Source organism: Pseudomonas sp. GW822-FHT04C11, from assembly GCF_058800905.1.
In genome coordinates this window covers 1-24,980 of the sequence record NZ_JBXAMS010000004.1, presented here as the reverse complement: position 1 = coordinate 24,980, position 24,980 = coordinate 1, and the positions used below count along the sequence as shown (strand labels likewise).

The window sequence follows — 24,980 nt, the reverse complement described above, 5'->3', positions numbered from 1 at the left end:
GCGGTACAAGCATGTTCAAACGTTATATGTCGTGGGCGTTGATGACGTCGATGTTGCTGGTCAGTGGCTTACTGGCCGGATGCAACAGTCCGAAAACCCTTTATCAGTGGGAAGGCTACCAGCCACAGGTTTATGAGTATTTCAAAGGCGAAGAGCCCAAGGAAGCTCAGGCCGAAGCGCTGGAGCGCGACCTGCAAAAGATCAAGTCCACCGGCAAGACTCCGCCGCCTGGTTACCACGCTCACCTGGGGCTGTTGTACCTGAGCCTGGGCAAGGACGATCAGATGGTGCAGCAGTTCAGAACCGAGAAGACCCTGTTTCCCGAGTCGACGCCGTACATGAACTTTCTGCTTAAAAACGCCAAGACCGGAGATGCCCAATGATCGCGCGCTCATTGAAACTGATGGCCGGCTTGCTGGCCCTGGCCGTCCTCGGCGGTTGCGTCAGCCCCAAGACTGTGGACTACTCGGCTTACAAGCAAAGCCGTCCAAAAACCATTCTGGTGCTACCGCCGCTGAACAACTCGCCGGACGTCAAGGCGTCCTACAGCATGCTCTCGCAGGTTACGTACCCGCTGGCTGAAGCCGGTTACTACGTGCTGCCGATCGCGCTGGTCGACGAGACGTTCCACCAGAACGGCCTGACCACGCCGGCGGACATCCACCAGGCGCCGGCCAACAAACTGCAAGAAATCTTCGGTGCCGATGCCGCGCTCTACATTACCGTGACTGACTACGGCACTCGCTACATGGTGATCTCCAGTGCAACCGTGGTTACCGCCAGCGCGAAACTGGTGGACCTCAAGACGGGCACGACCTTGTGGACCGGCTCGGCCAGCGCGTCGAGCGAAGAGGGCAACAACAACAGTGGAGGCGGTTTGTTGGGTGCGCTGATCACCGCAGCGGTCAAGCAGGTCATCAACAGCTCCACCGACGCCGGTCACCCGATTGCCGGTATCACCAGCGCACGACTGCTGTCGGCGGGACACCCGGCGGGCTTGCTGTACGGGCCGCGGTCGCCGATGTACGGCACCGACTGAAATTCCGGTTGCCGACATGCGGTGCTCAACACAGCGGCGGGCACGAGACTATTCTGGTGGGTGAGGGCGCTGACAATATCGACACGTCCGACCAACGGTCACCGCTGGTCTGATTGATAGTCGACAGCGACCACCGAGCGAGGCCATTCTGATAACTGGCGAGCGCACGCAATGGCGTTCGCCACCGATCAACAAACGGAGGTGTTCCATGCCGGTTAATCATGACCTGTATCAGGACCTGAGCTGCTCAAAGGAAGTCATTCAGCAAAAGCGCGCCAATGATCCTCACCTGAACGCGCTGCTGGACAAATATTCGGATATCGACAAGCGTGTCCTGGAGGCAGAAGCCCAGGCTCTGGCAGATGACGAATTGAGGAAGCTCAAGGCAAAGCGCCTTTCAATCAAAGACGAAATATCCCGGAGTTTGAACGGTTCTGTCAGAACGTGACCACCGTGGGGGGCGCGGTGTCGCCCCCTTGTTTGGCAGCCCGATTGCAAGCGTTGATTCAACATTGAGTGTTGCGTATCAGGCGATTGCCCCTGTCTGGGCCGGGATCGTCTGTTGCGCCATGTCGCGCAAGGCCAGCATCGAGGCTGCCGATTCGTGCTCGATACGCCGCTTGAGCAGCAGTCGATTGGCCAGGCGCATCAGTCGTCCGCTGAAGCGGTATTCCAGGGTGCGAACGAAGCGCGTGCTGCCACCCTCGCTGGCGCATTCATAAGTCAGCAGCAGCTCCAGACCATGATCACCCTGAGCGCGAGCGCTCCAGCGTCGCCCCGGCAAATACTCCTCGACCTCCCAGCTCAGATGCCCGGCTCGTCCACCCGCATGAATGTCCTCTTCAAAACGTGCCCCCGCGTGCAGCGGTCCTGGCGGGCCGTCGACTTTCAGCGATGACGGGTGCCACTCAGGCCAACGCGTCGCGGTGCTGGCGTAGGCAAGCACCGAGATCGGGTCGCGCCCGATGTCGATCCGGTGTTGCAGGCGGGTCATGGGCGCTCGTCTCGTTTGAAGGTGCGAATGATCGGGTTCAGCCTCCCAATACAGCGTGCCAAACAGGTAGTCCATTAGCGGGAAAACGATATTGAAATTGCGCTCCTGCATCAGCTCGCGACGGTGATGCAGTGCGTGCAGGCGGCGCATCTGGCGAATCCACGGCAGGCGGGTGACGGGATTGCCCGGCGGCAGATGTTCGCAGGCGTGAAACACCTCATAGGCCAGGTAGCCGAGGATCATGCAGCCTGCGAACAGTCCGGCGATGTTGCCATTGAGATGTTTGAGCAGCCACCAGGCGGGCAGGGTGATCGCCAGGCTGTGCAGCACAATCAGCCACGCGGGAAACAGAATCACCCGCCAGTCGCGCGCAGAATCGTAGGTCATGTAGCCGGGGGCGAAAAAACTGTGGTGATCGCCTGCGTGTCGGGCATAGAACAACCGCGCAAAAGCCTTTTTGTGATGGCCCAGGTGGCGGTGCACCACGTAGACCGCGAAATTGAAAAACAACAGCGTCAGCGGCACCGCCAGCCACTCCAGCGGTTGCACCTGGTGCACGGTGCTCCAGAACAGCGTGATGCCCAGCACACCGAAGGCCAACACAAAACCGCCGTGCAGCCACGGGTTGTAGAGCCGATGAATATCGGCCCGGTAACGGGCACGAAACGCCTGCGTGGTTTGCCTCACCGCGATCACCTGTTGTCGTTGTTATTAACAAAAGACTAGTCGCGGAGAAATTATTCAGCCAATGAATGTCGGGAATGAGTGGGTATTCACGCCGAACGGGTATGGATGTTGCTCAGATCAACGGATCCCAGCGCTGCGACCAGTCGCTGTCGGTCTTGACCAGTTCGCGCAACAACTCGAAGGCCTGTTGCAGCACCGCCGAGTCGCGATCCCGCGAATACACCAGATAGGTCGGGTAACTGAATTCCGGGGCTTTGGGCACCCGTTCCAGCACGCCGCTGTCGAGGTAGGTCTGAACCACCCGAGTGCGGAAATAACCGGTGCCACCGTTCTGCAGGATGTATTGCAGCGCCAGCGGGCCGAGATTGAAGCTCACCGCGGCTTTGGCCTTGTCCGGCAGCGCCGCGTCGTGCTGGCGCCGAAACTCCTTGCCCCAGTCGATATAGACGTAGGGTTCGGGTCTGGACGGCAGGCGCACCAGAATGAGTTTCTCCTCAAGCAGTTGCTCCACTTGCAGCTGTGGCCAGTACTCGGGTTGAAACACCAGCGCGGCATCCAGCACGCCCAATTCCAGCTGGCGCAGCAGGTTTTCGCCGTCGCGGATTTCTGTGCGTAAGGCGTGGCTGGGGATCTTCTCACGCAGTTCGCGGGCCCAACTGAGCATCAATGGGTTGCACAAACTGACCTCGCCGCCGATGTGCAGCACATTGCGGTAGCCTTCCGGCAACGGCAAATCCCGGCGCGCGGCTTCCCACGTCTGTACCAGCTGATTGGCGTACACCACGAAGGCTTCACCGTCTGCGGTCAGGCGAGCGCCAGCGCGGTTGCGCACGAACAAGGTGCTGGCGAGCTGGCTTTCGAGCTTCTGTACCCGAGCGGTGATCGCGGTCTGGGTGACGTGCAGCTTATCGGCGGCGGCCGCAAGACTGCCGCAGCGAACGATTTCCAGAAAGGTACGGGCGAGATCGATGTCCATAAGCAGTCGCTGAGGTGAAGAGCCCCGCAGTGTAGAGCAAGCGCGCGCCTGAACTCGAGTTGAATGAACATGAGGCGGCATGCACGGGGGCGAATCCTCGCTCTACACTGCAAACCATCCCGGACAACAACGGACGTTCCCATGACAGCGCAGTCGGCCAAGAACATTCTCGACACCGTCGAAGGCCAGCGTTTGGTTGGCGATGAGGCGGAGTGCTGGCGTGAGTGGGGCCCGTATTTGAGTGAACGGCAATGGGGCACCGTGCGCGAGGACTACAGCGCCGATGGCGATGCCTGGACCTATTTCCCGCATGAGCACGCCCGCAGCCGGGCCTATCGTTGGGGCGAGGACGGATTGGCCGGGTTCTGCGACCGGGCCCAGCACTGGTGCATCGGGTTGGGGCTATGGAACGAGCGCGACCCGATTCTCAAGGAGCGCCTGTTTGGCCTGAACAATGCCGAAGGCAATCACGGCGAGGACGTCAAAGAGCTGTATTTTTATGTCGACGGGGTGCCGAGCCATGCCTACATGCGCATGCTCTACAAATACCCGCAAGCTATGTTTCCCTATGCCGACCTGGTGGCTGAAAACGCTCGTCGCGGCCTTTGCGATACCGAGTATGAAATCCTCGATACCGGGGTGTTCGAGGACGACCGCTACTTCGACGTAACGGTGGAATACGCCAAGAACAGCCCGGACGATCTGTTGATGCGGGTCACCGTGCACAACCGTTCGGATCTGCCGGCGCGTCTGCGAGTCTTGCCCCAGGTGTGGGCGCGCAATACCTGGAGTTGGGGCGGTGACCGACACATGCCCAGCCTGACGCTGACCGGTGATTCGGTCCTGGCGCGGCACCCGATGCTCACGGACCGGCAACTCAGTGCCTGGGGCGAGGAGGGGTGTGAGTGGCTGTTCTGCGACAACCAGACCAATCATCCGAAACTCGACGGTGTGCCCGCCAACGGCCCGTTCAAGGATGGCATCAACGATTATCTGGTCGACGGTGTGGCGGGGGCGATTCGGCGTGACGCCGGTACTCGGGTCGCGGCGCATTTTGTTCTCGAACTGGACGGGCTGGCGCGCAAATGCATCTACCTGCGCTTTGCGCCGACCGTCGCGCCCAAGGTCAACGCCAAGGCGCTGTTCGAACGCCGCCGCTTGGAGGCCGATGACTATTACGCGGTGCTGCAAGCACAGATGACGGACCCGGACGCACGTAACGTTCAGCGTCAGGCGCTGGCCGGGCTGCTCTGGTCCAAGCAGCTGTATTACTTCGACGTCAATCGCTGGCTCGATGGCGACCCCGGACAACCCTCGCCACCGCCCGGACGGCTGAACATCCGCAACACCCATTGGCGGCATTTGTCGAACTCCGACATCGTTTCCATGCCCGATACCTGGGAATATCCGTGGTACGCCTCGTGGGACCTGGGCTTTCAGGCCGTTGCTTACGCGTTGATCGATCCGGGTTTTGCCAAGCATCAACTGCTGCTGTTGGTCAAAGACCGCTTCATGCACCCCAACGGCCAACTGCCGGCCTACGAATGGCGTTTCGACGATGCCAACCCGCCGGTGCATGCCTGGGCCAGTTGGCGGGTGTATCAGCGTGACAAGGCCTTGACCGGCGTCGGCGATATGGATTTTCTCGAGCGGATTTTCCACAAGCTGCTGCTGAATTTTTCCTGGTGGGTCAACCGCAAGGATGCCGAAGGTCGCAACCTGTTCCAGGGCGGGTTTCTCGGGCTGGACAACATTGCGCTGTTTGACCGTTCGGCCGCGTTACCCCCCGGTTTTCACCTGGATCAGGCCGACGGCACGGCATGGGTGGCGGCGTATGCGCTGGACTTGATGCGGATTGCCCTGGAACTGGCCAAGCGCAATCCGGTGTACGTCGATATCGCGGTGAAGTTCTTCGAGCACTTCCTCTATATCGCCGGCGCCATCAACCGCGTGGACGATGCCGCGGAAGGGTTGTGGGATGAGCAGGATCAGTTTTTCTACGATGTGCTGCACCGCCCGGATGGGGTCAACGAACCGCTGCGCCTGCGCTCTATCGTTGGCTTGATGCCGCTGTTTGCAGTGCAGGTGCTGGAACAGCACGAGCACGAAGGGTTGCCCGGCTTGCGTGAGCGTTTATTGGGCTTCCTGCATCATCGGCCGGACCTGGCAAGTCTGATTTCACGCTGGACCGAGCCTGGAAAAGGCAATCGGATCCTGCTCGCGCTGTTGCGTGGCGAGCGCACCAAAAACCTGCTCAAGCGCATGCTCGATGAGGCCGAGTTCCTCTCCGAATTCGGCGTTCGCTCCTTGTCCAAAGCCTTCGCCGAGCATCCGTTTGGCATGCAGATCAATGGCAACAAACTGTGTGCCGACTATGAACCGGCGGAATCCGGTTCGCGGCTGTACGGCGGCAATTCCAACTGGCGCGGGCCGTTGTGGATGCCGATCAACTACCTGCTGATCGAGTCGTTGCGTGAGTTTCATCGCTACTACGGCGAAAATTTTTCGGTCGAATACCCCAGCGGCTCAGGCTATCTGGCATCGCTTGCCCAGGTAGCCGACAGTTTGAGCCAGCGTCTGACCCGACTGTTCTTGCGGGATGAAAACGGTAGCCGACCGTCGATGGTCGGCTACGCGCAGCTCCAGGCCGACCCGTTGAGCTGCGACCTGGTGCTATTTCACGAGTATTTCCACGGCGAAACCGGCCGCGGCTTGGGTGCCAGCCATCAAACCGGCTGGAGCGCGCTGGTCGCGTTGTTGCTCTAGCGAGCTCGTTCCCACGCGGGAGCGTGGGAACGATCACCAGGCCTATCAAGCGATCAGCGTCACTTCGCGCTCTAATGCCCACGGCGCGATCAAGCGCTGCGGGGTCTGGCAGGTTTTGCGCTTGAACACGAAGTTGCGGCACTTCTCGGCGAACTGCTGGCGGTTGTGCACCATGTCCAGTTGCATCTGGGCCAGCTCGGCCTCGCGACAGTGTTCGATCTGCTGAAGGTCCATTCTGGTTCTTTGCGCGCGAAACGCCGCGTACTTTTCATCGGTCAAAGCGCCCTTGGCCTGTTGCAACAGCCATTGGCTGAACTCGCGGGGGCAGCGTGGACCAATCTCCTGAATCATCCCCAACTGCCAGGACTGAAACGCGCTGACCGGCAGGCAGTCTTCGGTCAGCTTGTGCGCGATTTCGCTGCCCACTGCTCGGGGCAGGCTGTAGGTCCAGTATTCGGAGCCATACAGGCCCATGGTTTTGTAATGCGGATTGAGTACGACACCCGCTCGGGCAAACACGATGTCGGCGGCCAGCGCCAGCATCACACCGCCGGCTCCGGCACTGCCGGTCAGGCCGCTGACCACCAGTTGCCGGGCCGTCAACATTTCCTTGCAGACATCGTCGATCGCCTGAATATTGGCCCAGGCTTCCAGCCCCGGCACCTTGGCAGCCTGAATGACATTGAGGTGCACACCGTTGGAAAAGCTTCCACGACCGCCCTTGATCAGCAGCACCTGGGTGTCCCGAGCCTTGGCCCACTGCAGCGCTGCAACTAGCCGCTGGCATTGTTCGGTGCTCATGGCGCCGTTATAGAACTCGAAGGTCAGTTCACCGACGTGACCCGACTCCCGATAACGAATCGGTTGATAGGTCGCCTCGTTGAACGGTTGGTTGGCGATCGATCCGTCCAGTACCGGTATTGCATCGAGTTGCCCGGCCAGCACATGCCGCGCCGGCAATTTGAAGGTTTCTTCTCCTGGCTGAGCCTTGCGTTTGAGCGAGCCGATCCACAGGCTGTGATCGCCGGTCGCGACCAGTACGGCATCGTCTTGCACGGCAAGGATTTCCCCCGGCGTGCCGGTACGTGAATCCAGGTGGGCGTCGTACAGGTAATACTGCCCGCCGGCCAGGCTCGCCAGCACTCCGGGTTGACCGTCGGCGGCATCGAGGGTGCGTTTGATGAACTGCGCGCAATCGTGCCAGCTGAAGGTTCGGTCGGCCTGTTTCATGTTTGGCTTCAGGCGCCCGATGACGTTCGGTTGCGTGTAATCGAGGGGTGTCGGGACGAAGTCGCTGGCGAATTTTTCCACCACGTCACGGATGCAATAGATCGCGGCGTCGCTCACCGGGCCGTTGTACAGCTCGGATTTGCGCACGTCGGCGGGCATATTGAATTCATAGGTCGACCAGATTGGTCCGGCGTCCATTTCTTCGACCGCTTGCAAGGCCGTAACGCCCCAGCGGCTGACCTGCTGGGTGATGGCCCAGTCGAGCGCACTGGCGCCGCGGTCGCCGACGATGCCTGGGTGAATGATCACCACTGGGCGATCCGGGTTGCTCCAGAGCCGTTGCGGAACGCGATCCTTGAGAAATGGGCAGATCACCAGATCGGCCGCCGATTCTTCGATCTGCCGGCACACCGAGGCTTCGTCGGTGAACAGCACCACACTGGGCTCGTGACCCGACTGGCGCAAGTCCAGCCAGGCCCGTTGGGTCAAACCGTTGAACGCCGATGACAACAAAATGATCTTCAATGATCGCATGAGTGACTCTTCCCTGAGGATGCGCGGCCGGAGGCTCCCATTGAGCCGTCCCTGGCCTTTGATGGAGGCGCAAGGGTAGAGAGTGTGTGGCGAGGGTTAGCTGATCGAGATCAATCTTGTGTTTGCAAATTGTTCATCAGTCGACGATCAAAACAACAAAACCCGCCAACCTTGTGAAAAGGTGGCGGGCTTTGTGTGGTCTGCGAACACTGCCTAAAGGCCCATACGGTTCCGTGGCGAGGGAGCTTGCTCCCGCTGGGTTGCGAAGCGACCCTAAAATCAGCCACCGCGAATAACCAGATAGCGCGCGATTACCGGATTACGACCGCTTCGCGGCCGAGCGGGAGCAAGCTCCCTCGCCACAATGACTGCGCCGGATTGGCTACTGCGGTGAATCCGGTGGATCTAGGTGATCGAGGGCGCGATTCACCGCCAATTCGGTCAGCGAAATCATCTGCTGAATCGCCAGCGCGGTATTGCGCTTGGGGCCTTCGAGCTCAAACGCCAGATCGCTGGCCATGACATTCACTGAGGCGAGGGTTTCGCAGGCGTGGGCCAGCAGGGTTTCGCTGTCGACGTCCGGGGCAATGACGAAAATGCAGCCAGGACGTCGGTCGGCTAACAACTGCTTGGTCTCGGGCAGCACCAGGTAGTGATCGAGCGCACGGTGTGCGGCGGCGTGGAGTTCTTTTGAATCGAGGGAGGCGTAGGGAGAGACCGGATCGGTTTCGGGAGGGTTGGGCGTTGGTTTGAACATGGTGATGCTCCTGATTGTTTCAAAGGAGCTGCCAATATCACTTGCAGATGATGGGTGGCAGCTAAGCGCGGGTCTGCAAGACCGGGAAACCAGGAACCCGGCAGACCCTAAGGTCTCCCGCGCAAAGCCGCCATAAAGCGGACACAAAAAATCGTCCTTTGCTTATGGTGTTGCTGTGCGACTGGTTATTTCCGGCGGGCTTGCAGACCCGATCACTGATGAGCAGTGACACGGAAACAATAAGAGCAAGGCCAAAAGCGCACAAGCCGGCGGATTCTGGCGTAGGTGTAGGCCGTGACGCAAGACGTTGTAGCCTCTGATGAGCACTGCGTAGGCAAGCTTAAACGCCCGTCGTAGCAGCTGCCGAGCCCGCGAGGCTGCGTTCGGCCGCGAAGCGGTCGTAAAATCAAGCAACACCTTCTTTCAGGTAAATCGCGTACGCAGGGTTGGCGAGGACTCTGTCCTCGAACGCAGCCTCGCGGGCTCGACAGCTGCTACGGGTGCAGGCTCTACACCTTGGTTATCTATGTAGGGTTTCACGTGGAGGACCAAGGCATAAAGTGACCCTCGATTGGAAGTGGCCGAGGGCGACACTGACGAGTTCATCCGTGCGGTTGGATACGTCGCCAAAGCGCGCGGTATGGCCCAGATTGCGAATGACTCAGGCCTTGGTCGGGCAAGCTTGTACAAAGCATTTGCGCCAGGCGCCAAGCCACGCTTCGACACGGTGATTAAAGTGATGCGTGCGATGGGCATTGAGCTCCACGCCACCGTTGGGCGTGCTTGAAATCCTTGAACAACAAGCCCGCCAATGGCGCAATGCTGTTCACTTAAGCCGATGTTTCAGGCACAACCGCAGTTGTGGCGAGGGAGCTTGCTCCCGCTGGGGCGCGAAGCGGCCCTGAATTGGGCCTGCTACGCAGTCCAGCGGGAGCAAGCTCCCTCGCCAAAGATACTTCTCAGGCCTCCATACTTCCTTAAGTGAACAGCATTACGCCAATGAGCGGGGTTTGTCGTTGTTGCAACCTTTAAAGGCTTACCACATCAGATCGTCAGGGATCTGATAGGCCGCGTACGGATCGTCTTCGGCGCTGACTTCTTCTGTCTTCACATTCAGTTGCACGATACGTTGTGGATCGCGCTCCTGGATCTTCAGGGCCGCTTCACGCGGGATCACTTCGTAACCGCCGGCGTGATGCACGATCGCCAGGGAACCGCTGCTGAGCTTGTTGCGCATCAGGGTGTTGACGCAGATGCGCTTGACCTTCTTGTCGTCCACGAAGTTGTAGTAGTCCTCGGTGGTCAACTTCGGCAAGCGCGAGACTTCGATCAATTGCTTGACCTGCGCGGCACGGGCCTTCTGCTCGGCCTTTTCCTGCTGCTGGCGATTGAGTTCCTGGTCGCGCTTGACCTTCTCGGCCATGGCCTCCTGGGCCGCACGCTGCTGGGAATCATCGAGTTCGATCTGGCCTTTATGGGCCAGACGTTGCTGCTTCTGTTTTTCTTTGCCGACCTGTTTGGCCTGCTTTTGGTTGACCAGCCCTGCTTTGAGCAACTGGTCGCGAAGGGAAAGGCTCATGGTGCTTACTCACTTAGGCAACAGCTCAGCCGCAGCTGGGCAAATTCTTTTCCTGACGTTTGGCTTCGCCCCACAAGGCGTCCAACTCTTCGAGGGTGCAATCTTCTATGGGACGGCGGGTGTCGCGCAATGCCTGTTCGATAAATCGGAAGCGTCTTTCAAATTTGCTGTTGGCGCCGCGCAATGCGCTTTCGGGATCGACCTTGAGGTGACGCGCCAGGTTGACCACGGAAAACAGCAGATCGCCGACTTCGTCACTGATCGCTGTCGCGTCGTTATCCGCCATGGCTTCGAGCACTTCATCAAGCTCTTCGCGGACTTTATCCAGCACCGGCAACGCGTCCGGCCAGTCGAAACCCACCTGCCCCGCACGCTTTTGCAGCTTGGCCGAACGGGACAACGCCGGCAGCGCCGCTGGCACATCGTCGAGCAAGGACAATTGTTCAGGGGCCAGGGACTTCTCGGCCCGCTCCTCGGCCTTGATCTCCTCCCAGCGCTGCTTGACCTGCTCCTCACTGAGGCGCGGGATATCCAGTGGTGCGTATAGATCACCTGTCGGGAATACGTGGGGATGACGACGAATCAGTTTGCGGGTGATGCTGTCGACCACACCGTCGAACTCGAAACGCCCTTCTTCCCGCGCCAGTTGGCTGTAATACACCACCTGGAACAGCAGATCGCCCAGCTCACCCTGTAAATGATCGAAGTCGCCACGCTCGATGGCATCAGCCACCTCGTAGGCTTCTTCCAGGGTATGCGGGACGATGGTCTGGTACGTTTGCTTGATATCCCACGGACAGCCGAACTGCGGATCCCGCAGGCGGTTCATCAGGTGTAGCAAGTCTTGAAGTGAATACATCTATCAATCTCTTCACACTGTAGGAACAAAGCTAGCTCGTGATGGCGGCACGCATGACACACCGCTATCGCGAGCACGCTCAGCTCCTGCAAGGTCGGCGCCGTGCCAGGCAAATCGCTTTCGCGAGCCCGCCCCCACATTGATCACCATCACGGGGTGCGGTTGCGCCGGGTTTCGATGATGTTCGGCAATTGGGAAATACGCCCCAACAACCGCCCCAATGCGTCCAGCCCCGGAATCTCGATGGTCAGGGACATCAACGCGGTGTTGTCCTCTTTGTTCGAGCGAGTGTTGACCGCCAGCACGTTGATCCGCTCGTTGAGCAGCACTTGCGACACGTCACGCAGCAGACCGGAACGGTCGTAGGCACGAATGATGATGTCCACCGGATAGGTCAACACCGGCACCGGGCCCCAGCTGACCTGGATGATCCGCTCAGGCTCGCGCCCGGCCAGCTGCAGCACCGAGGCGCAGTCCTGGCGGTGAATGCTGACGCCACGACCCTGAGTGATGTAGCCGACGATCGCATCGCCCGGCAACGGCTGGCAGCAGCCGGCCATTTGGGTCATCAGGTTGCCGACGCCCTGGATCTGGATGTCGCCGCGCTTGCCCGGCTTGTAGCCAGTGGCTTTGCGCGGAATCAGTTCCAGCTGTTCGTTGCCGCGTTCCGGCTCGACCAGTTGCTGCGCCAGGTTGACCAGTTGCGCCAGGCGCAAATCGCCGGCACCTAACGCTGCAAACATGTCCTCGGCGGTTTTCATGTTGGCCTTGTCGGCCAGCTTTTCGAAATCCACCTGCGGCAGACCGAGGCGATTGAGTTCGCGCTCGAACAGGGTTTTACCGGCCGCGACGTTCTGGTCACGCGCCTGCAACTTGAACCAGTGAACGATTTTTGCCCGCGCTCGCGAGGTGGTGATGTAACCCAGGTTCGGGTTCAGCCAGTCGCGGCTCGGCGTGCCGTGCTTGCTGGTGATGATCTCGACCTGCTCACCGGTCTGCAGGCTGTAGTTGAGCGGAACGATCCGCCCGTTGATCTTCGCACCCCGGCAGTTGTGACCGATTTCGGTGTGTACGCGGTAGGCGAAGTCCAGCGGTGTGGCGCCTTTTGGCAAGTCGATCGCATGACCGTCGGGGGTGAAGATGTACACCCGATCCGGCTCGATATCGACCCGCAGCTGTTCCGCCAGACCACCGATATCGCCCAGCTCTTCGTGCCACTCGAGCACCTGACGCAGCCACGAGATTTTCTCTTCGTAGTGATTGGAGCCGGATTTGACGTCGGTGCCCTTGTAGCGCCAGTGCGCGCAAACGCCCAGCTCGGCCTCTTCGTGCATCGCGTGGGTGCGGATCTGTACTTCCAGCACCTTGCCTTCAGGGCCGATGACCGCAGTGTGCAGCGAGCGGTAGCCGTTCTCTTTCGGGTTGGCGATGTAGTCGTCGAACTCTTTCGGGATGTGCCGCCACAAGGTGTGGACGATGCCCAGCGCGGTGTAGCAATCGCGCATTTCCGGCACCAGCACGCGCACCGCACGCACGTCGTAGATCTGGCTGAACTCCAGACCCTTGCGCTGCATTTTGCGCCAGATCGAATAGATGTGTTTGGCCCGGCCGCTGATGTCGGCATCGACGCCGGTAGCCTGCAATTCAGCCTGCAACTGGTTCATCACATCACTGATGAACCGCTCGCGATCAAGGCGCCGCTCGTGCAGCAACTTGGCGATCTGCTTGTATTGGTCAGGCTCCAGGTAACGGAAGGACAAGTCCTCCAGCTCCCATTTGATATGACCGATGCCAAGACGGTGAGCCAGCGGCGCATAGATGTCGAAGACTTCCCGGGCGACCCGGTTGCGCTTTTCGTCATCGGCGGTTTTCACCGCTCGGATCGCGCAGGTGCGCTCGGCCAGTTTGATCAGCGCGACGCGGACGTCGTCGACCATGGCCACGAGCATCTTGCGCAGGTTTTCCACCTGGCCCTGAGAGCCCAGCACCAACGATTGGCGCGGGCTCAGGCTAGCGCTGATCGCTGCCATGCGCTGCACGCCATCGATCAGTTTGGCGACCACCGGGCCAAAGCGCTGGCTGACGGCCGGCAGCTGGATATGGCCTTCGCGTACGCCACGGTAAAGAATTGCCGCGACCAGCGAATCCTGATCGAGCTTGAGGTCGGCGAGGATCTCTGCGATCTCAAGGCCCGTACGAAAACTCGACGTGCCTTCGGCCCAGAGATTCTTCGCCGCTTTGTCTTGCTGTTCGGCCTGACGAGCGAACTCGCAGGCTTCTTTCAAGGCTTCGCGATCCAGTGCCGGATCGACACTGACCGCATGATCGAGCCAAGCCTCGAGATTGATACTGCCGTCGGTATTGATCGGCTGGTGTGCTCTCACCTGTACCATCTTGCTTACCTTCCCTACGACGCAGATTCAATGCGTCAAATCGCTGACCTTCGTTGCTCATGCGCCCTTGCCGGGCTGAACGGCTGATGCATGAGCGGTCTGGTCGGACCAGACGAGCCATCCTAGCTCGCTTCAAATAACGCCATGGCCTCGACATGTGCCGTCTGAGGAAACATATCGAGGATCCCGGCACGTTTTAACCGGTAGCCCTGCTTGATCAGTTCGACCGTGTCGCGGGCCAAAGTTGCCGGGTTGCACGACACATAAACCAAGCGCTTGGCACCCAGTGATGCGAGTGTGCGCACCACCTCGAAAGCACCGTCGCGCGGTGGGTCCAAGAGTACCGCAGAAAAGCCCTCGCTGGCCCATTTGGCATCAGCCAAAGGCTGGGATAAATCGGCCTGAAAAAACTTCGCGTTATGCAGATTGTTGCTAGCGGCATTCGCAGCGGCGCGCTCGACCATGGCCTGCACACCTTCCACCGCTACCACTTCACGGACTTTCTGCGCCAGCGGCAAGGCAAAGTTACCCAAGCCACAGAACAGATCGAGCACGCGTTCGTCAGCGGCAGGCTTCAGCCATTCCAGCGCCTGGGCGACCATCGCTTCATTGACCCCGGCATTCACCTGAATGAAGTCACCCGGGCGATACGCCAGTTCAAGATCCCATTGCTCAAGTCGGTAACCCAACGCCTGATCGGCATCGACCGGTTGCGGCTCGCCTTCGCCATGCAGCCACAATTGGGCGTCATGGAATGCGCAGAATTCCTTGAGAATGCTCAGGTCGTTTTCAGACAGTGGCGCCATGTGCCGCAACAACAATGCCTGTGATGAACCGGCGAACAATTCCACATGACCCAACGCTTGAGGCTTGCTCAAACGCCGGAGCATTTCCGGCAAACCGCTCATGATCGGTTGCAAGGGCTGTACCAGCACCGGGCAATCGTTGATACCGACGATGTCCTGGCTGCCGGCGGCACGAAAACCGACTTCGAGTTTTTTCGTCTTCACGTCCCAACGCACCGCCACCCGGGCGCGACGTCGGTAGGCGAACTCAGGACCGCTCAAGGGCTCCGCCCACTGCTCGGGTTCGACACCCGCTACCCGCGACAACTGCTCGGCGAGCATGCGCTGTTTCAGGGCGAGTTGTTCGCTGTGGGGCAGATGCTGCACGCTGCAACCACCGCAGCGCCCGGCATGGGCGCACGGTGCCGGACGACGCAATTGATTGGCGACGAAGACGCGCTCGGTGCGTGCCTCGACAACTTTGCCGTGGGCACCCAGGACGCGCGCCTCGACTTCTTCACCAGCCAAAGCACCGATGACGAACCAGGTACGACCTTCGAAAAACGCGATACCGCGACCGTCATTGGCCAGACGCTCGATGCTCAAGCGCTGCTTTTTGCCGGTCGGGACTTGCGGGGCCTTGCTGCCGCCAGTGGGTTGGAAGCGCAGGCCTCTCTCTTGCTTGGCCATCAGTTGGGTGCGTCGAAAATGCCGGTCGACAAGTAACGGTCGCCACGGTCACAAATGATCGCGACCATCACCGCATTTTCGACTTCTTTGGACAGGCGCAGCATCGCGGCTACAGCACCACCCGAGGACACGCCACAGAAGATCCCTTCTTCGCGCGCCAGACGACGGGTCACGTCTTCGGCTTCGCTTTGGGCCATGTCGACGATCCGGTCAACCCGATCGGCTTGATAGATCTTCGGCAGGTATTCCTGCGGCCAGCGACGGATACCCGGAATCGCCGAGCCTTCCATTGGTTGCAGACCGACGATCTGCACAGCCGGATTCTGTTCTTTCAGGTAACGCGAGACACCCATGATGGTGCCCGTGGTGCCCATGGAACTGATGAAATGAGTAATGGTGCCCTGGGTCTGGCGCCAGATTTCCGGGCCGGTACCGGTGTAATGCGCCTCGGGGTTGTCGCCGTTGGCGAACTGGTCGAGCACCTTGCCGCGACCCTCAGCCTGCATCCGCTCGGCGAGATCGCGAGCACCTTCCATGCCCTCTTCCTGGCTGACCAGAATCAGCTCCGCGCCATAAGCGGTCATCGCCGCCTTGCGTTCAGCGCTGGAGTTGTCAGGCATGATCAGGATCATCTTGTAACCCTTGATCGCCGCGGCCATGGCCAGGGCAATCCCGGTGTTGCCGGAGGTCGCCTCGATCAGCGTATCGCCAGCATGGATCTGCCCACGCAACTCGGCACGGGTAATCATCGACAGCGCCGGACGGTCCTTGACCGAACCCGCCGGGTTATTACCCTCGAGCTTGAGCAGCAGGGTGTTGCTGGTGGCGCCGGGCAGGCGCTGCAAACGAACCAGCGGAGTGTTGCCGACGCAATCGGCGATGGTTGGGTACTGCAAGGTCATGGTGTATTCGCAATCCAGACTGCGGGGGCGACCATCATACCGGCAAACGTGCGTAGGCCATATCACGCAAAGTGTGGTGCTTATGGCTAATGGGAATAAGCGCTGGTTTTGACTCAGATCGTTACCACGCTCTGCGTGGGAATGCAGCCCGTGGCGCTCTGCGCCACATGCGCCCAGATGCGGGATGCAGAGCGTCCCTAGAGGCATTCATTAATGAGCCAACAACCGCATATTCAGCCGCAACCCCTGCCCCGTGTTCTCCGCCCACAAGCGCCCGCCCTGACGCTGCACCGCGTTGCGCGCGATGCTTAGGCCCAAGCCAAAACCGCCATTGCCGGGGCGTGAGCCGTCGAGTCGGGTGAACGGGTCGAACATACGCTCCAGATCGTCTTCGGCGACACCGCCGCCCTGATCTTCGAGCCACAGCAGCCAGTAATTGCCGTCGCGCTGCCCATCGAGGCGCACGCTGCCACCGACCGGAGAATGGCGGATGGCGTTGCGCAGGATGTTTTCCAGTGCCTGGGCCAAGGTATTCAGGTGGCCGCGAACCCAGCACGAAGCCGCCACCGCGCAGTGCAGTTGCCCGGCGGGCCAAGCGCTTTCATAACAGGCGTTTTCTGTGAGCATTTCCCACAGCGCCTGTATCTGGATCGCCTCATCCGGTAATGCCGAGCACTCCGTGTCGAGCCAGGCCAGTTGCAGAGTGTTTTCTATCAGCCGTTGCATGCCATCGACTTCGCGACCAATGCGCTCGCGTAGTTGCAGCAGGTCCTCTTCACTTTCGCTGGCCACCCGCAGACGGCTCAACGGTGTGCGCAGTTCATGAGACAAGTCGCGTAGCAGTTGCTGCTGCACAGCCACGGGGCTTTGCCGGCGTTCGGACATTTGATCGAAAGCGCGGACCTGTTCATCAAGGTTGTTCAAAGGCGTCACCCGGTCAGACCCTCTCATCAACGGCACTCATTACATAGCCCTTGCCCCACACGGTGCGCACTTCGCGTTCGCCGTAGCCGATGGCCTTGAGTTTTCGGCGAATCTGGCTGATGTGCATGTCCAGGCTGCGGTCGTGGGGCGCGTAGCCGCGCTGCAACACCTGCTGATAAAGGAAGGCCTTGCCGAGCACTTCATCGCCATTGCGGTTCAGGGTTTCCAGCAGCCGGTATTCGCTGCGAGTCAGCCCGGCCCACTGCTCAGCATAATGAACATCACACTGTTCATCATCGAAACGCAGGTTGTGAACGTCGCCGTTGAACGCTGGCGACGTATGTCGCCGGTCCAGGGCCACCCGCCGCAGGATAGCTTCGATGCGTACCCGCAACTCGGCCATGCTGAAAGGCTTGGGCAGGTAGTCATCGGCCCCCAGACGAAAACCGCTGATGCGATCCGCTTCGGCGCCCAGTGCCGACATCAGCAGCACCGGGGTGGAATCGCGAGTCCGCAGGTCGGTCAATACCGCCAGGCCATCCATGCCTGGCAGCACAATATCCATCAGCACGATATCGAAGGTCTGCTCGCGAGCAATCGCCAACCCGTCCTCGCCGTTCTGGCACCAGGTCACCTGAAAACCACAGCGCCCCAGATGTTCATGAACATGTGCCCCCACTACAAGGTCGTCTTCAATCGCCAGGACACGCGGGGGGACAACGGATACGGGAGTCATTAGCTTCTGCTAGTCATTCTCAATCACTGATTATTCTAGATTGCCCGGCAGTGAGCAACCCGTGACTCTCGTCGCGGCTCCCGGTAACGTTCAAACCGTCACAAAGCTCTGGATAATTTGCCGGGATTGCCTGCCAGCAAATCGCTACACTGCGCGGGTAGCGCGTGCCGGATGCACGCACGGTCATCTATAAACAGCGTGATAGCAGGAGAGTGACGTGCTGAAGAAACTGGGGATCAAAGGTCGCGTATTGTTGTTGACCTTGTTGCCGACCAGCCTGATGGCCTTGGTTCTGGGCGGCTACTTCACCTGGATGCAACAGTCCGACCTGCAAACCCAACTTCTGCAACGCGGCGAAATGATCGCCGAACAGCTCGCCCCTCTGGTCGCCCCGGCCATGGGCCACAAAAATGACGACTTGCTGGAGCGCATCGCGACCCAGTCACTGGAGCAACCGGACGTGCGCGCCGTGTCGTTCCTGGCGCCGGACCGCACGCAACTGGCGCACGCCGGGCCGCTGATGCTCAACCAGCCGCCCACCGGCGAAAGCGCGCATATGCTGCAACGCACCGGCAACGACGCCACCCGTTACCTGCTGCCGGTGTTTGGCAGGCATCGCAACCTGGCCGGCGAGCTGATCCCCGATGAATCCGATCGCTTGCTGGGCTGGGTCGAGCTGGAACTCTCCCACAACGGCATGTTGCTGCGCGGTTATCGCAGCCTGTTCGCCAGCGTGCTGTTGATCGCCGCAGGTCTGGTCGGCACCGCGCTGCTGGCATTGCGTATGGGTCGCACCATCAATACACCGCTGAACCTGATCAAGCAGGCCGTGGCACAACTCAAGGAGGGTCATCTCGAAACCCGCCTGCCCCCGCTTGGCAGCCAGGAGCTGGATGAACTGGCCTCGGGTATCAACCGCATGGCCAGTACCCTGCAAAACGCCCGGGAAGAACTGCAGCACAGCATCGATCAGGCCACCGAAGACGTCCGGCAGAACCTCGAAACCATCGAGATCCAGAACATCGAGCTGGATCTGGCGCGCAAGGAAGCCCTGGAAGCGAGCCGGATCAAGTCCGAGTTCCTCGCCAACATGAGCCACGAGATTCGTACGCCGCTCAACGGCATCCTCGGTTTCACCCACTTGCTGCAAAAAAGCGAACTGACGCCGCGTCAGCTCGACTACCTGGGCACGATCGAAAAGTCCGCCGACAGCCTGCTGGGAATCATCAACGAGATTCTCGACTTCTCGAAAATCGAGGCCGGCAAATTGGTACTCGACAGTATTCCGTTCAACCTGCGCGATCTGCTCCAGGACACCCTGACCATCCTCGCCCCGGCCGCCCACGCAAAACAGCTCGAACTGGTCAGCCTGGTGTACCGCGACACCCCGCTGTCGCTGGTCGGTGACCCGCTGCGGCTCAAGCAGATCCTTACCAACCTTGTGAGTAACGCGATCAAGTTCACCCGCGAAGGCACCATCGTCGCCCGCGCCATGCTTGAAGAAGAACACGAAGACAGCGTGCAACTGCGCATCAGCATTCAGGACACTGGTATCGGCCTGTCGAATCAGGACGTACGCGCGTTGTTTCAGGCCTTCAGCCAGGCCGACAATTCATTGTCGCGGCAACCGGGCGGCACCGGTCTGGGGCTGGTGATTTCCAAGCGTCTGATCGAGCAGATGGGGGGCGAGATTGGGGTCGACAGCACGCCGGGCGAAGGCTCGGAATTCTGGGTCAGCCTGAGCCTGCCAAAAACCCGCGACGATGCCGAAGACCTGCCAGGACCACCGTTGCTCGGACGCCGCGTTGCAGTGCTGGAAAACCACGAACTGGCACGCCAGGCCTTGCAGCATCAACTGGAAGACTGTGGCCTTGAAGTGACCCCGTTCAACACCCTCGAAAGCCTGACCAATGGCGTCACCGGCGCACACCAGACCGAGCAGGCGATCGACCTTGCCGTGCTCGGCATCACCTCCAACGACATGCCGCCGGAGCGGCTGAATCAGCATATCTGGGACCTCGAGCACCTGGGTTGCAAAGTGCTGGTGCTGTGCCCGACCACCGAACAGACGCTGTTCCATCTCTCGGTACCCAACCCTCACAGCCAATTGCAGGCCAAACCGGCCTGCACCCGCAAGTTGCGACGTGCGCTGTCGGATCTGGTCAACCCGCGCCAGTTACGCAATGAACCGGGCGAACCAATTTCCAGCCGCGCCCCCAAAGTACTCTGCGTTGACGATAACCCGGCCAACCTGCTGCTGGTACAGACGCTGCTCGAAGACATGGGTGCCAAGGTACTGGCAGTCGAAAGCGGTTACGCAGCGGTCAAGGCCGTGCAGACCGAAGCCTTCGATCTGGTGCTGATGGACGTGCAGATGCCGGGTATGGATGGACGCCAAAGCACCGAGGCGATTCGCCAATGGGAAAGCGAACGGCATTGCACGCCACTGCCGATTGTCGCCCTCACCGCACACGCGATGGCCAACGAAAAACGCGCCTTGCTGCAAAGCGGCATGGACGATTACCTGACCAAACCGATCAGCGAACGCCAACTGGCGCAGGTGGTGTTGAAGTGGACCGGGCTGGCCCTGCGTAACCACGGTCCGGAGCGGGCCGACGTTTATGGCAACAACAGCGACCTGCTGGTACTCGATCCCGATGAAGGCCTGCGCCTGGCGGCCGGCAAAGCCGATCTGGCGGCCGACATGCTGGCGATGTTGCTGGCCTCACTGGAAGCCGATCGCGAGGCGATTCGCGTCGCCCGTGAAAGCAATGACCAGAATGCCCTGATCGAACGGGTCCACCGCCTGCACGGGGCGACACGCTATTGCGGCGTTCCGCAGTTGCGTGCGGCCTGTCAGCGCAGTGAAACCCTGCTCAAGCAACAAGACCCCAAAGCGGTCGTGGCGCTGGAAGAGCTTGAGCGGGCGATCAACCGCCTGGCCTCGCAAGCGCGTATTGGCGCTTGACCCAGCGCAATAGCGCGGCGGGCGTTGAGGGTTAAACTCAGCGCACTCGAGCACAAGGATGACGCCATGCGTACGATTCTCTTCAGCAGCCAGACATACGACCGCGAGAGTTTTCTCGCCGCCAAAGTGCCCGCCGGTATCGAATTGCACTTCCAGCCTGCGCGCCTGAGTCTGGATACGGCGGCGCTGGCCGAGCGGCATGAAGTGGTCTGCGCCTTTATCAATGACGACCTGAGTGCGCCGGTACTTGAACGACTGGCCGCAGGCGGTACGCGCCTGATCGCCCTGCGCTCGGCCGGTTACAACCACGTTGACCTGGCGTGCGCGAAACGCCTGGGTTTGAGCATCGTCCGCGTGCCGGCCTACTCGCCTCACGCGGTGGCCGAGCACGCGGTGGCGTTGATCCTGGCCCTGAACCGACGCCTTTACCGCGCCTACAACCGGACCCGCGAAGGCGATTTCAGCCTGCACGGGCTGACCGGTTTCGACCTGTTCGGCAAGACCGTCGGCGTGGTCGGCACCGGCCAGATCGGCGCCACCTTCGCGAAAATCATGGCCGGGTTTGGCTGCAAGCTGCTGGCTTACGACCCCTTCCCCAATCCGCAAGTCCAGGCGCTCGGTGTCCGTTACCTGCCGTTACCTGAGCTGTTGGCCGAAGCGCAGATCATCAGCCTGCACTGCCCGCTGACCGCCGATAGCAAACACCTGATCAACAGCCAGTCGCTGGCACATCTGCAGCCCGGCGCCATGCTGATCAACACCGGGCGTGGCGGACTGGTGGACACACCCGCGCTGGTCGACGCACTGAAAAGCGGTCAATTGGGGTATCTGGGGCTGGACGTCTATGAAGAAGAAGCCCAACTGTTCTTCGAGGACCGCTCCGACCGGCCGCTGCAAGACGACGTGTTGGCGCGGCTATTGACCTTCCCTAACGTGATCATCACCGCACACCAGGCCTTCCTGACCCACGAAGCATTGGCCGCAATTGCCATGACCACCTTGCAGAACATCACCGATTGGGCCGCTGGCACACCTCACAATCAGGTCGAAAGCTGATTTGGTCTGATCGAAGGTCGCAACCATGGGCCATGCCCGATTCTTTCGCGTGCTAGCATACCGCGCATATTTGGAGGACCCATGGTCGAACACGATTTCCGCTACAGCCTGATGAACCCGCAACACACCCTGACCGAATGCCGCGCGCTGACGCCGGGGCGTTATCAAGTCACCGGCAACGGCGGCTCGATACGCGCCGATGACGTGTTGTTGGTCACCCTCAAAGGCAGCAAGGACTTGTCCATGCGCCTGACCGTTGAAAACGTTCGTCACCTGCTCAAACCCATGGGCCAGTGGGTTGCCGTGGCCAGTGGTCCGGTGTTTGGTGAACTGGCGATCCACAACTGGCAAGTGAACTGCGACAGCTGCGCCAAAGAACTGAAATTCGAGTTCGCGGTCGACGCCAAGCTGGGCAACAAGGCCGAAAAACCGGCCGCCACCGCACGGATTGCCGAACTGGGCTGGACCACCGCCAGCGAGAAGCACCTGTGCCCGAAATGCCAGGAGCCCGTGTAATGAAACACCTCGTTCTGGCCGCCATGGCAGGTGCCAGCCTGCTGGGTTGCGCCGCTGAGCCGGTGCAACTGCAGCAGGATCGCAGCTATGTGCTGGAGTGGATCGGCGAACGCCCGCTGATCGACTACAGCCACCTGACCATCACCCTGGGTGAAGACGGTCGCGCTTATGGCAATGGTGGCTGCAACCACTGGTTCGCGCCCTACACGCTGGACGGTGACAAACTGAGCTTCGGCAAAGTCGGCAGCACTCGCAAAATGTGCGCCCCGGCCTTGATGGAACAGGAAAAACGCTTCCTGCAAGCGCTGGAATCCGTGCAGCGCTGGGACATCTCGCCGATCGAGCAAATGCGCTTCTGGCCCGCCGAAGGCAAGCCGCTGCGCTGGTGGCTTGAAGAAGGCTAAACCCCTCGATTGCTCCTGTGGCGAGGGGGCTTGCCCCCGTTGGGCTGCGAAGCAGCCCCTAATCCTGCAACTGCGATACCGCATCGCAGTTTCTGCGACTGCTCCGCACTCGAACGGGGGCAAGCCCCCTCGCCACAAGTAGTCGTCACATCGCCTGCAACACCTTGAGCTTCGCCATCACCCCCGCCGCCGTCTGCTCTCCCATCAACTGCTCACGCACCTTGCCCTTGTCATCGATGATGTAAGTCACCGGCAGCGCCTCGCTGCGTGGCAATTCGAAGCGATCGGCCGGATCCTGGGCCAGCACGGTGAACGTAATCCCGAGCTTTTCACTGGCGCTCTTGAGTTCTTCGCCCTGCACATTGTCGAAATTGACCCCGAACACACTGATCTTCTGACCTTTGAGCTGTTCAGCCAACACGTTCAATTGCGGAATTTCGGTACGGCACGGGCTACACCACTCGGCCCAGTAATTAAGTACAAACCATCGGCCATCCAACCGCTCGGACGCTACTTTCTGTCCCAACTGATCGGTGCCGTAGTCATAGCCGCAGCCGCCAAGCAGCAAGGTTGCGAAGAGGGCCAATGCTGCTGTCAGTCGCCTTGTCATGGGATCATCCTTACTCAAAAAAAACAGGTTCTGCTGCGACCCATCGCCTCCCAAGGTTCAGGACTGCTCGCTGCACAGGTAGAATAGCCGCCACCTTACGCAAGATGCGAACCGCACATGACCGATCTGACGCTTTATCACAACCCGCGCTGCTCGAAATCCCGCGGTGCGCTGGAACTGCTGGAAGCCCGTGGCCTGACTCCAACCGTGGTCCGCTACCTGGAAACCCCGCTGAACGCCGCGCAGCTGCAAAGCTTGCTGGGCAAACTCGGCATCAGCGCCCGCCAATTGCTGCGCACCGGCGAAGACGAATTCAAAGCCCTGAACCTGGCCGACAGCAGCCTGAGCGAAGCGCAATTGATCGCCGCCATCGCCGAACATCCAAAACTCATGGAACGACCGATTCTCGAAGTCGGTGACAAAGCCGTCATCGGCCGTCCGATAGAGAACCTGCTGGAGATTCTGCCGTGAGTACGCCGTACATTCTGGTTCTGTATTACAGCCGCAGCGGCTCGACCAATGAAATGGCCCGACAGATTGCCCGTGGCGTGGAACAGGCCGGGATGGAAGCGCGCCTGCGCACGGTGCCGGCGATCTCCAGCGAATGCGAGGCGGTGTCGCCGGACATTCCCGACGAAGGCGCGCTGTACGCCAGCCTCGACGACCTGAAAAACTGCGCGGGCCTGGCCCTTGGCAGCCCGACCCGCTTCGGCAACATGGCGGCGCCGCTGAAGTACTTCCTCGACGGCACCAGCAACCTGTGGCTGACCGGCGCACTGGTGGGCAAACCGGCCGGGGTCTTCACCTCGACGGCCAGCCTGCATGGCGGCCAGGAAACCACCTTGCTGTCGATGATGTTGCCATTGCTGCACCACGGCATGCTGATCACCGGCCTGCCCTACAGCGAATCGGCATTGCTCGAGACCCGCGGTGGCGGCACGCCTTACGGCGCCAGCCATCACGCCGGTGCTGACGGCAAAAGCGGCTTGAACGAGCATGAAGTCGCCTTGTGCCGGGCCTTGGGTCTGCGCTTGGCGAAAACCGCCCTGAAACTGGAGCGCTAACGTGGCCAAAAAGCCGAAGGTTCTGCCCTCCATCGATTGGCTCGAACCGCGAGTTCGGGCGATGCGCGTCATCAGCCTGCTGTGCTACTTCGGCCTGGCGGGATTGCTCTGCGCCTATTACCTGCTGATCGCCGACCTGCATGGTGCACGGCCGTGGGTCATCCTACTGATTGAACTGGTGCCCTTGTTGGTGCTGGCACCAGGCATGCTCAGCGGCAGCGCGCGCGGGCATTCATGGATGTGTTTTGTGGTGAACCTGTATTTCATCAAGGGCGCGACCGCCGCGTTCGACCCGAATCGACAGGTGTTTGGTCTGCTGGAAATGGCCGCGAGCCTGGCAGTGTTCTGCTCGGCACTGCTGTATGTGCGCTGGCGGTTCCAGTTGAACCGTAAGCTGGCCGGCGAAGGCGAGATCTCCGTCGCCTGACAGGACGCCATCGCGGGCAAGAGCTAGGCGCCCCCCTGCTCCTACGGTTTTGTGTCGTACCCACTAAAACCGTAGGAGCAGGGG

General features: G+C 60.4%; 22 protein-coding genes and 2 pseudogenes. 12 read left to right on the top strand and 12 right to left on the bottom strand.

Annotated features, from left to right (window positions below):
* The first annotated feature begins 26 nt into the window (after positions 1–26).
* The 3 genes from AC1RJ3_RS07860 to AC1RJ3_RS07850 all read left to right on the top strand — a co-directional run bounded on the left by AC1RJ3_RS07860 (position 27) and on the right by AC1RJ3_RS07850 (position 1,487).
* Entirely contained in the window at positions 27–383 is a 357-nt protein-coding gene (locus tag AC1RJ3_RS07860) for a DUF4810 domain-containing protein (protein ID WP_347930023.1), read from the top strand.
* The gene (locus AC1RJ3_RS07855; protein ID WP_054596991.1) at positions 380–1,039 is read left to right on the top strand and encodes a DUF799 domain-containing protein; all 660 of its coding nucleotides are present in this window, start codon (positions 380–382) and stop codon (positions 1,037–1,039) included. Before AC1RJ3_RS07860 ends, AC1RJ3_RS07855 begins: the two co-directional genes overlap by 4 nt.
* Positions 1,040–1,247: 208 nt before the next feature.
* Positions 1,248–1,487 (top strand): HP1242/YdcH family protein, encoded by a 240-nt coding sequence (locus AC1RJ3_RS07850; protein ID WP_054596992.1) that lies wholly within the window; start codon positions 1,248–1,250, stop codon positions 1,485–1,487.
* A gap of 78 nt (positions 1,488–1,565) precedes the next feature.
* Here the strand turns inward: AC1RJ3_RS07850 and AC1RJ3_RS07845 are convergent, their stop codons facing one another.
* Positions 1,566–2,720, bottom strand: a complete 1,155-nt coding sequence (locus AC1RJ3_RS07845; RefSeq protein WP_347929799.1) for a sterol desaturase/SRPBCC family protein — start codon at positions 2,718–2,720, stop codon at positions 1,566–1,568.
* A 112-nt stretch (positions 2,721–2,832) separates the two neighbouring features.
* The gene (locus tag AC1RJ3_RS07840; protein WP_054596993.1) at positions 2,833–3,696 is read right to left on the bottom strand and encodes a LysR family transcriptional regulator; all 864 of its coding nucleotides are present in this window, start codon (positions 3,694–3,696) and stop codon (positions 2,833–2,835) included.
* A 141-nt stretch (positions 3,697–3,837) separates the two neighbouring features.
* Between AC1RJ3_RS07840 and AC1RJ3_RS07835 the strand changes: the two genes are divergently transcribed.
* Positions 3,838–6,462, top strand: a complete 2,625-nt coding sequence (locus AC1RJ3_RS07835) for an MGH1-like glycoside hydrolase domain-containing protein (protein WP_493078257.1) — start codon at positions 3,838–3,840, stop codon at positions 6,460–6,462.
* Positions 6,463–6,507: 45 nt separating this feature from the next.
* On the opposite strand, the gene AC1RJ3_RS07830 is transcribed toward AC1RJ3_RS07835, so the two are convergent.
* Together AC1RJ3_RS07830 and AC1RJ3_RS07825 are read right to left on the bottom strand one after the other, a co-directional pair.
* Positions 6,508–8,226, bottom strand: a complete 1,719-nt coding sequence (locus tag AC1RJ3_RS07830) for a hydrogenase maturation protein (protein WP_493078255.1) — start codon at positions 8,224–8,226, stop codon at positions 6,508–6,510.
* Positions 8,227–8,608: 382 nt separating this feature from the next.
* The gene (locus AC1RJ3_RS07825; protein ID WP_493078253.1) at positions 8,609–8,983 is read right to left on the bottom strand and encodes a DUF6124 family protein; all 375 of its coding nucleotides are present in this window, start codon (positions 8,981–8,983) and stop codon (positions 8,609–8,611) included.
* 577 nt (positions 8,984–9,560) lie between these two features.
* Here AC1RJ3_RS07825 and AC1RJ3_RS07820 point away from each other — a divergent pair.
* A pseudogene (locus AC1RJ3_RS07820) lies at positions 9,561–9,770 on the top strand (addiction module antidote protein); the annotation flags it as partial.
* A 249-nt stretch (positions 9,771–10,019) separates the two neighbouring features.
* Here the strand turns inward: AC1RJ3_RS07820 and AC1RJ3_RS07815 are convergent.
* From AC1RJ3_RS07815 to AC1RJ3_RS07785, 7 genes and pseudogenes are all read right to left on the bottom strand, one after another.
* Complete coding sequence (locus AC1RJ3_RS07815) at positions 10,020–10,562, bottom strand: DUF2058 domain-containing protein (RefSeq protein ID WP_054593566.1); 543 nt, start codon at positions 10,560–10,562, stop codon at positions 10,020–10,022.
* Between the two features lie 25 nt (positions 10,563–10,587).
* Positions 10,588–11,421, bottom strand: coding sequence for a nucleoside triphosphate pyrophosphohydrolase (mazG, locus tag AC1RJ3_RS07810; protein ID WP_493078250.1), 834 nt, complete (start codon positions 11,419–11,421; stop codon positions 10,588–10,590).
* Positions 11,422–11,570: 149 nt separating this feature from the next.
* Positions 11,571–13,814: a GTP diphosphokinase gene (relA, locus tag AC1RJ3_RS07805; protein WP_054593568.1), complete on the bottom strand. Its 2,244-nt coding sequence runs from the start codon at positions 13,812–13,814 to the stop codon at positions 11,571–11,573.
* A gap of 122 nt (positions 13,815–13,936) precedes the next feature.
* Complete coding sequence (rlmD, locus tag AC1RJ3_RS07800) at positions 13,937–15,289, bottom strand: 23S rRNA (uracil(1939)-C(5))-methyltransferase RlmD (RefSeq protein ID WP_493078248.1); 1,353 nt, start codon at positions 15,287–15,289, stop codon at positions 13,937–13,939.
* Complete coding sequence (cysM, locus tag AC1RJ3_RS07795) at positions 15,289–16,191, bottom strand: cysteine synthase CysM (protein ID WP_054593570.1); 903 nt, start codon at positions 16,189–16,191, stop codon at positions 15,289–15,291. The genes rlmD and cysM overlap by 1 nt, the downstream gene beginning before the upstream one ends.
* Before the next feature lie 210 nt (positions 16,192–16,401).
* Positions 16,402–17,100 (bottom strand): annotated as a pseudogene (locus AC1RJ3_RS07790) (sensor histidine kinase); the annotation flags it as partial.
* Between the two features lie 28 nt (positions 17,101–17,128).
* On the bottom strand, positions 17,129–17,851 hold the full coding sequence (locus tag AC1RJ3_RS07785; RefSeq protein ID WP_489112280.1) for a response regulator transcription factor: 723 nt from the start codon (positions 17,849–17,851) through the stop codon (positions 17,129–17,131).
* Positions 17,852–18,068: 217 nt separating this feature from the next.
* Here AC1RJ3_RS07785 and AC1RJ3_RS07780 point away from each other — a divergent pair, with 217 nt between their 5' ends.
* The 4 genes from AC1RJ3_RS07780 to AC1RJ3_RS07765 all read left to right on the top strand — a co-directional run bounded on the left by AC1RJ3_RS07780 (position 18,069) and on the right by AC1RJ3_RS07765 (position 22,795).
* The gene (locus AC1RJ3_RS07780; protein WP_347927746.1) at positions 18,069–20,819 is read left to right on the top strand and encodes a response regulator; all 2,751 of its coding nucleotides are present in this window, start codon (positions 18,069–18,071) and stop codon (positions 20,817–20,819) included.
* 66 nt (positions 20,820–20,885) lie between these two features.
* The gene (locus AC1RJ3_RS07775; protein WP_493078244.1) at positions 20,886–21,875 is read left to right on the top strand and encodes a 2-hydroxyacid dehydrogenase; all 990 of its coding nucleotides are present in this window, start codon (positions 20,886–20,888) and stop codon (positions 21,873–21,875) included.
* Between the two features lie 81 nt (positions 21,876–21,956).
* A complete protein-coding gene (locus AC1RJ3_RS07770; protein WP_054593574.1) occupies positions 21,957–22,391 on the top strand; it encodes a hypothetical protein in 435 nt (144 codons plus the stop codon).
* The gene (locus AC1RJ3_RS07765; protein WP_103318744.1) at positions 22,391–22,795 is read left to right on the top strand and encodes an META domain-containing protein; all 405 of its coding nucleotides are present in this window, start codon (positions 22,391–22,393) and stop codon (positions 22,793–22,795) included. Before AC1RJ3_RS07770 ends, AC1RJ3_RS07765 begins: the two co-directional genes overlap by 1 nt.
* A 145-nt stretch (positions 22,796–22,940) precedes the next feature.
* Here the strand turns inward: AC1RJ3_RS07765 and AC1RJ3_RS07760 are convergent, their stop codons facing one another.
* Complete coding sequence (locus tag AC1RJ3_RS07760; protein ID WP_347927748.1) at positions 22,941–23,405, bottom strand: TlpA disulfide reductase family protein; 465 nt, start codon at positions 23,403–23,405, stop codon at positions 22,941–22,943.
* A 117-nt stretch (positions 23,406–23,522) separates the two neighbouring features.
* Between AC1RJ3_RS07760 and arsC the strand changes: the two genes are divergently transcribed.
* Genes arsC through AC1RJ3_RS07745 form a run of 3 tightly spaced genes read left to right on the top strand, consistent with a single transcriptional unit; the run spans position 23,523 to position 24,896 of the window.
* Entirely contained in the window at positions 23,523–23,876 is a 354-nt protein-coding gene (gene arsC / locus AC1RJ3_RS07755) for an arsenate reductase (glutaredoxin) (RefSeq protein ID WP_054593577.1), read from the top strand.
* Positions 23,873–24,469 (top strand): NAD(P)H:quinone oxidoreductase, encoded by a 597-nt coding sequence (gene wrbA / locus AC1RJ3_RS07750; protein ID WP_103318739.1) that lies wholly within the window; start codon positions 23,873–23,875, stop codon positions 24,467–24,469. Before arsC ends, wrbA begins: the two co-directional genes overlap by 4 nt.
* A gap of 1 nt (position 24,470) precedes the next feature.
* A complete protein-coding gene (locus AC1RJ3_RS07745; RefSeq protein ID WP_054593579.1) occupies positions 24,471–24,896 on the top strand; it encodes a DUF2069 domain-containing protein in 426 nt (141 codons plus the stop codon).
* The last annotated feature ends 84 nt before the right edge of the window (positions 24,897–24,980 follow it).

What these genes read in the sequence shown, in the direction of transcription:
- AC1RJ3_RS07860 (WP_347930023.1), top strand. Translation starts at nt 27, where the DNA reads ATGTCGTGGGCGTTGATGACGTCGATGTTGCTGGTCAGTGGCTTACTG.
- AC1RJ3_RS07855 (WP_054596991.1), top strand. Translation starts at nt 380, where the DNA reads ATGATCGCGCGCTCATTGAAACTGATGGCCGGCTTGCTGGCCCTGGCC.
- AC1RJ3_RS07850 (WP_054596992.1), top strand. Translation starts at nt 1,248, where the DNA reads ATGCCGGTTAATCATGACCTGTATCAGGACCTGAGCTGCTCAAAGGAA.
- AC1RJ3_RS07840 (WP_054596993.1), bottom strand. Translation starts at nt 3,696, where the DNA reads ATGGACATCGATCTCGCCCGTACCTTTCTGGAAATCGTTCGCTGCGGC.
- AC1RJ3_RS07835 (WP_493078257.1), top strand. Translation starts at nt 3,838, where the DNA reads ATGACAGCGCAGTCGGCCAAGAACATTCTCGACACCGTCGAAGGCCAG.
- AC1RJ3_RS07830 (WP_493078255.1), bottom strand. Translation starts at nt 8,226, where the DNA reads ATGCGATCATTGAAGATCATTTTGTTGTCATCGGCGTTCAACGGTTTG.
- AC1RJ3_RS07825 (WP_493078253.1), bottom strand. Translation starts at nt 8,983, where the DNA reads ATGTTCAAACCAACGCCCAACCCTCCCGAAACCGATCCGGTCTCTCCC.
- AC1RJ3_RS07815 (WP_054593566.1), bottom strand. Translation starts at nt 10,562, where the DNA reads ATGAGCCTTTCCCTTCGCGACCAGTTGCTCAAAGCAGGGCTGGTCAAC.
- mazG (WP_493078250.1), bottom strand. Translation starts at nt 11,421, where the DNA reads ATGTATTCACTTCAAGACTTGCTACACCTGATGAACCGCCTGCGGGAT.
- relA (WP_054593568.1), bottom strand. Translation starts at nt 13,814, where the DNA reads ATGGTACAGGTGAGAGCACACCAGCCGATCAATACCGACGGCAGTATC.
- rlmD (WP_493078248.1), bottom strand. Translation starts at nt 15,289, where the DNA reads ATGGCCAAGCAAGAGAGAGGCCTGCGCTTCCAACCCACTGGCGGCAGC.
- cysM (WP_054593570.1), bottom strand. Translation starts at nt 16,191, where the DNA reads ATGACCTTGCAGTACCCAACCATCGCCGATTGCGTCGGCAACACTCCG.
- AC1RJ3_RS07785 (WP_489112280.1), bottom strand. Translation starts at nt 17,851, where the DNA reads ATGACTCCCGTATCCGTTGTCCCCCCGCGTGTCCTGGCGATTGAAGAC.
- AC1RJ3_RS07775 (WP_493078244.1), top strand. Translation starts at nt 20,886, where the DNA reads ATGCGTACGATTCTCTTCAGCAGCCAGACATACGACCGCGAGAGTTTT.
- AC1RJ3_RS07770 (WP_054593574.1), top strand. Translation starts at nt 21,957, where the DNA reads ATGGTCGAACACGATTTCCGCTACAGCCTGATGAACCCGCAACACACC.
- AC1RJ3_RS07765 (WP_103318744.1), top strand. Translation starts at nt 22,391, where the DNA reads ATGAAACACCTCGTTCTGGCCGCCATGGCAGGTGCCAGCCTGCTGGGT.
- AC1RJ3_RS07760 (WP_347927748.1), bottom strand. Translation starts at nt 23,405, where the DNA reads ATGACAAGGCGACTGACAGCAGCATTGGCCCTCTTCGCAACCTTGCTG.
- arsC (WP_054593577.1), top strand. Translation starts at nt 23,523, where the DNA reads ATGACCGATCTGACGCTTTATCACAACCCGCGCTGCTCGAAATCCCGC.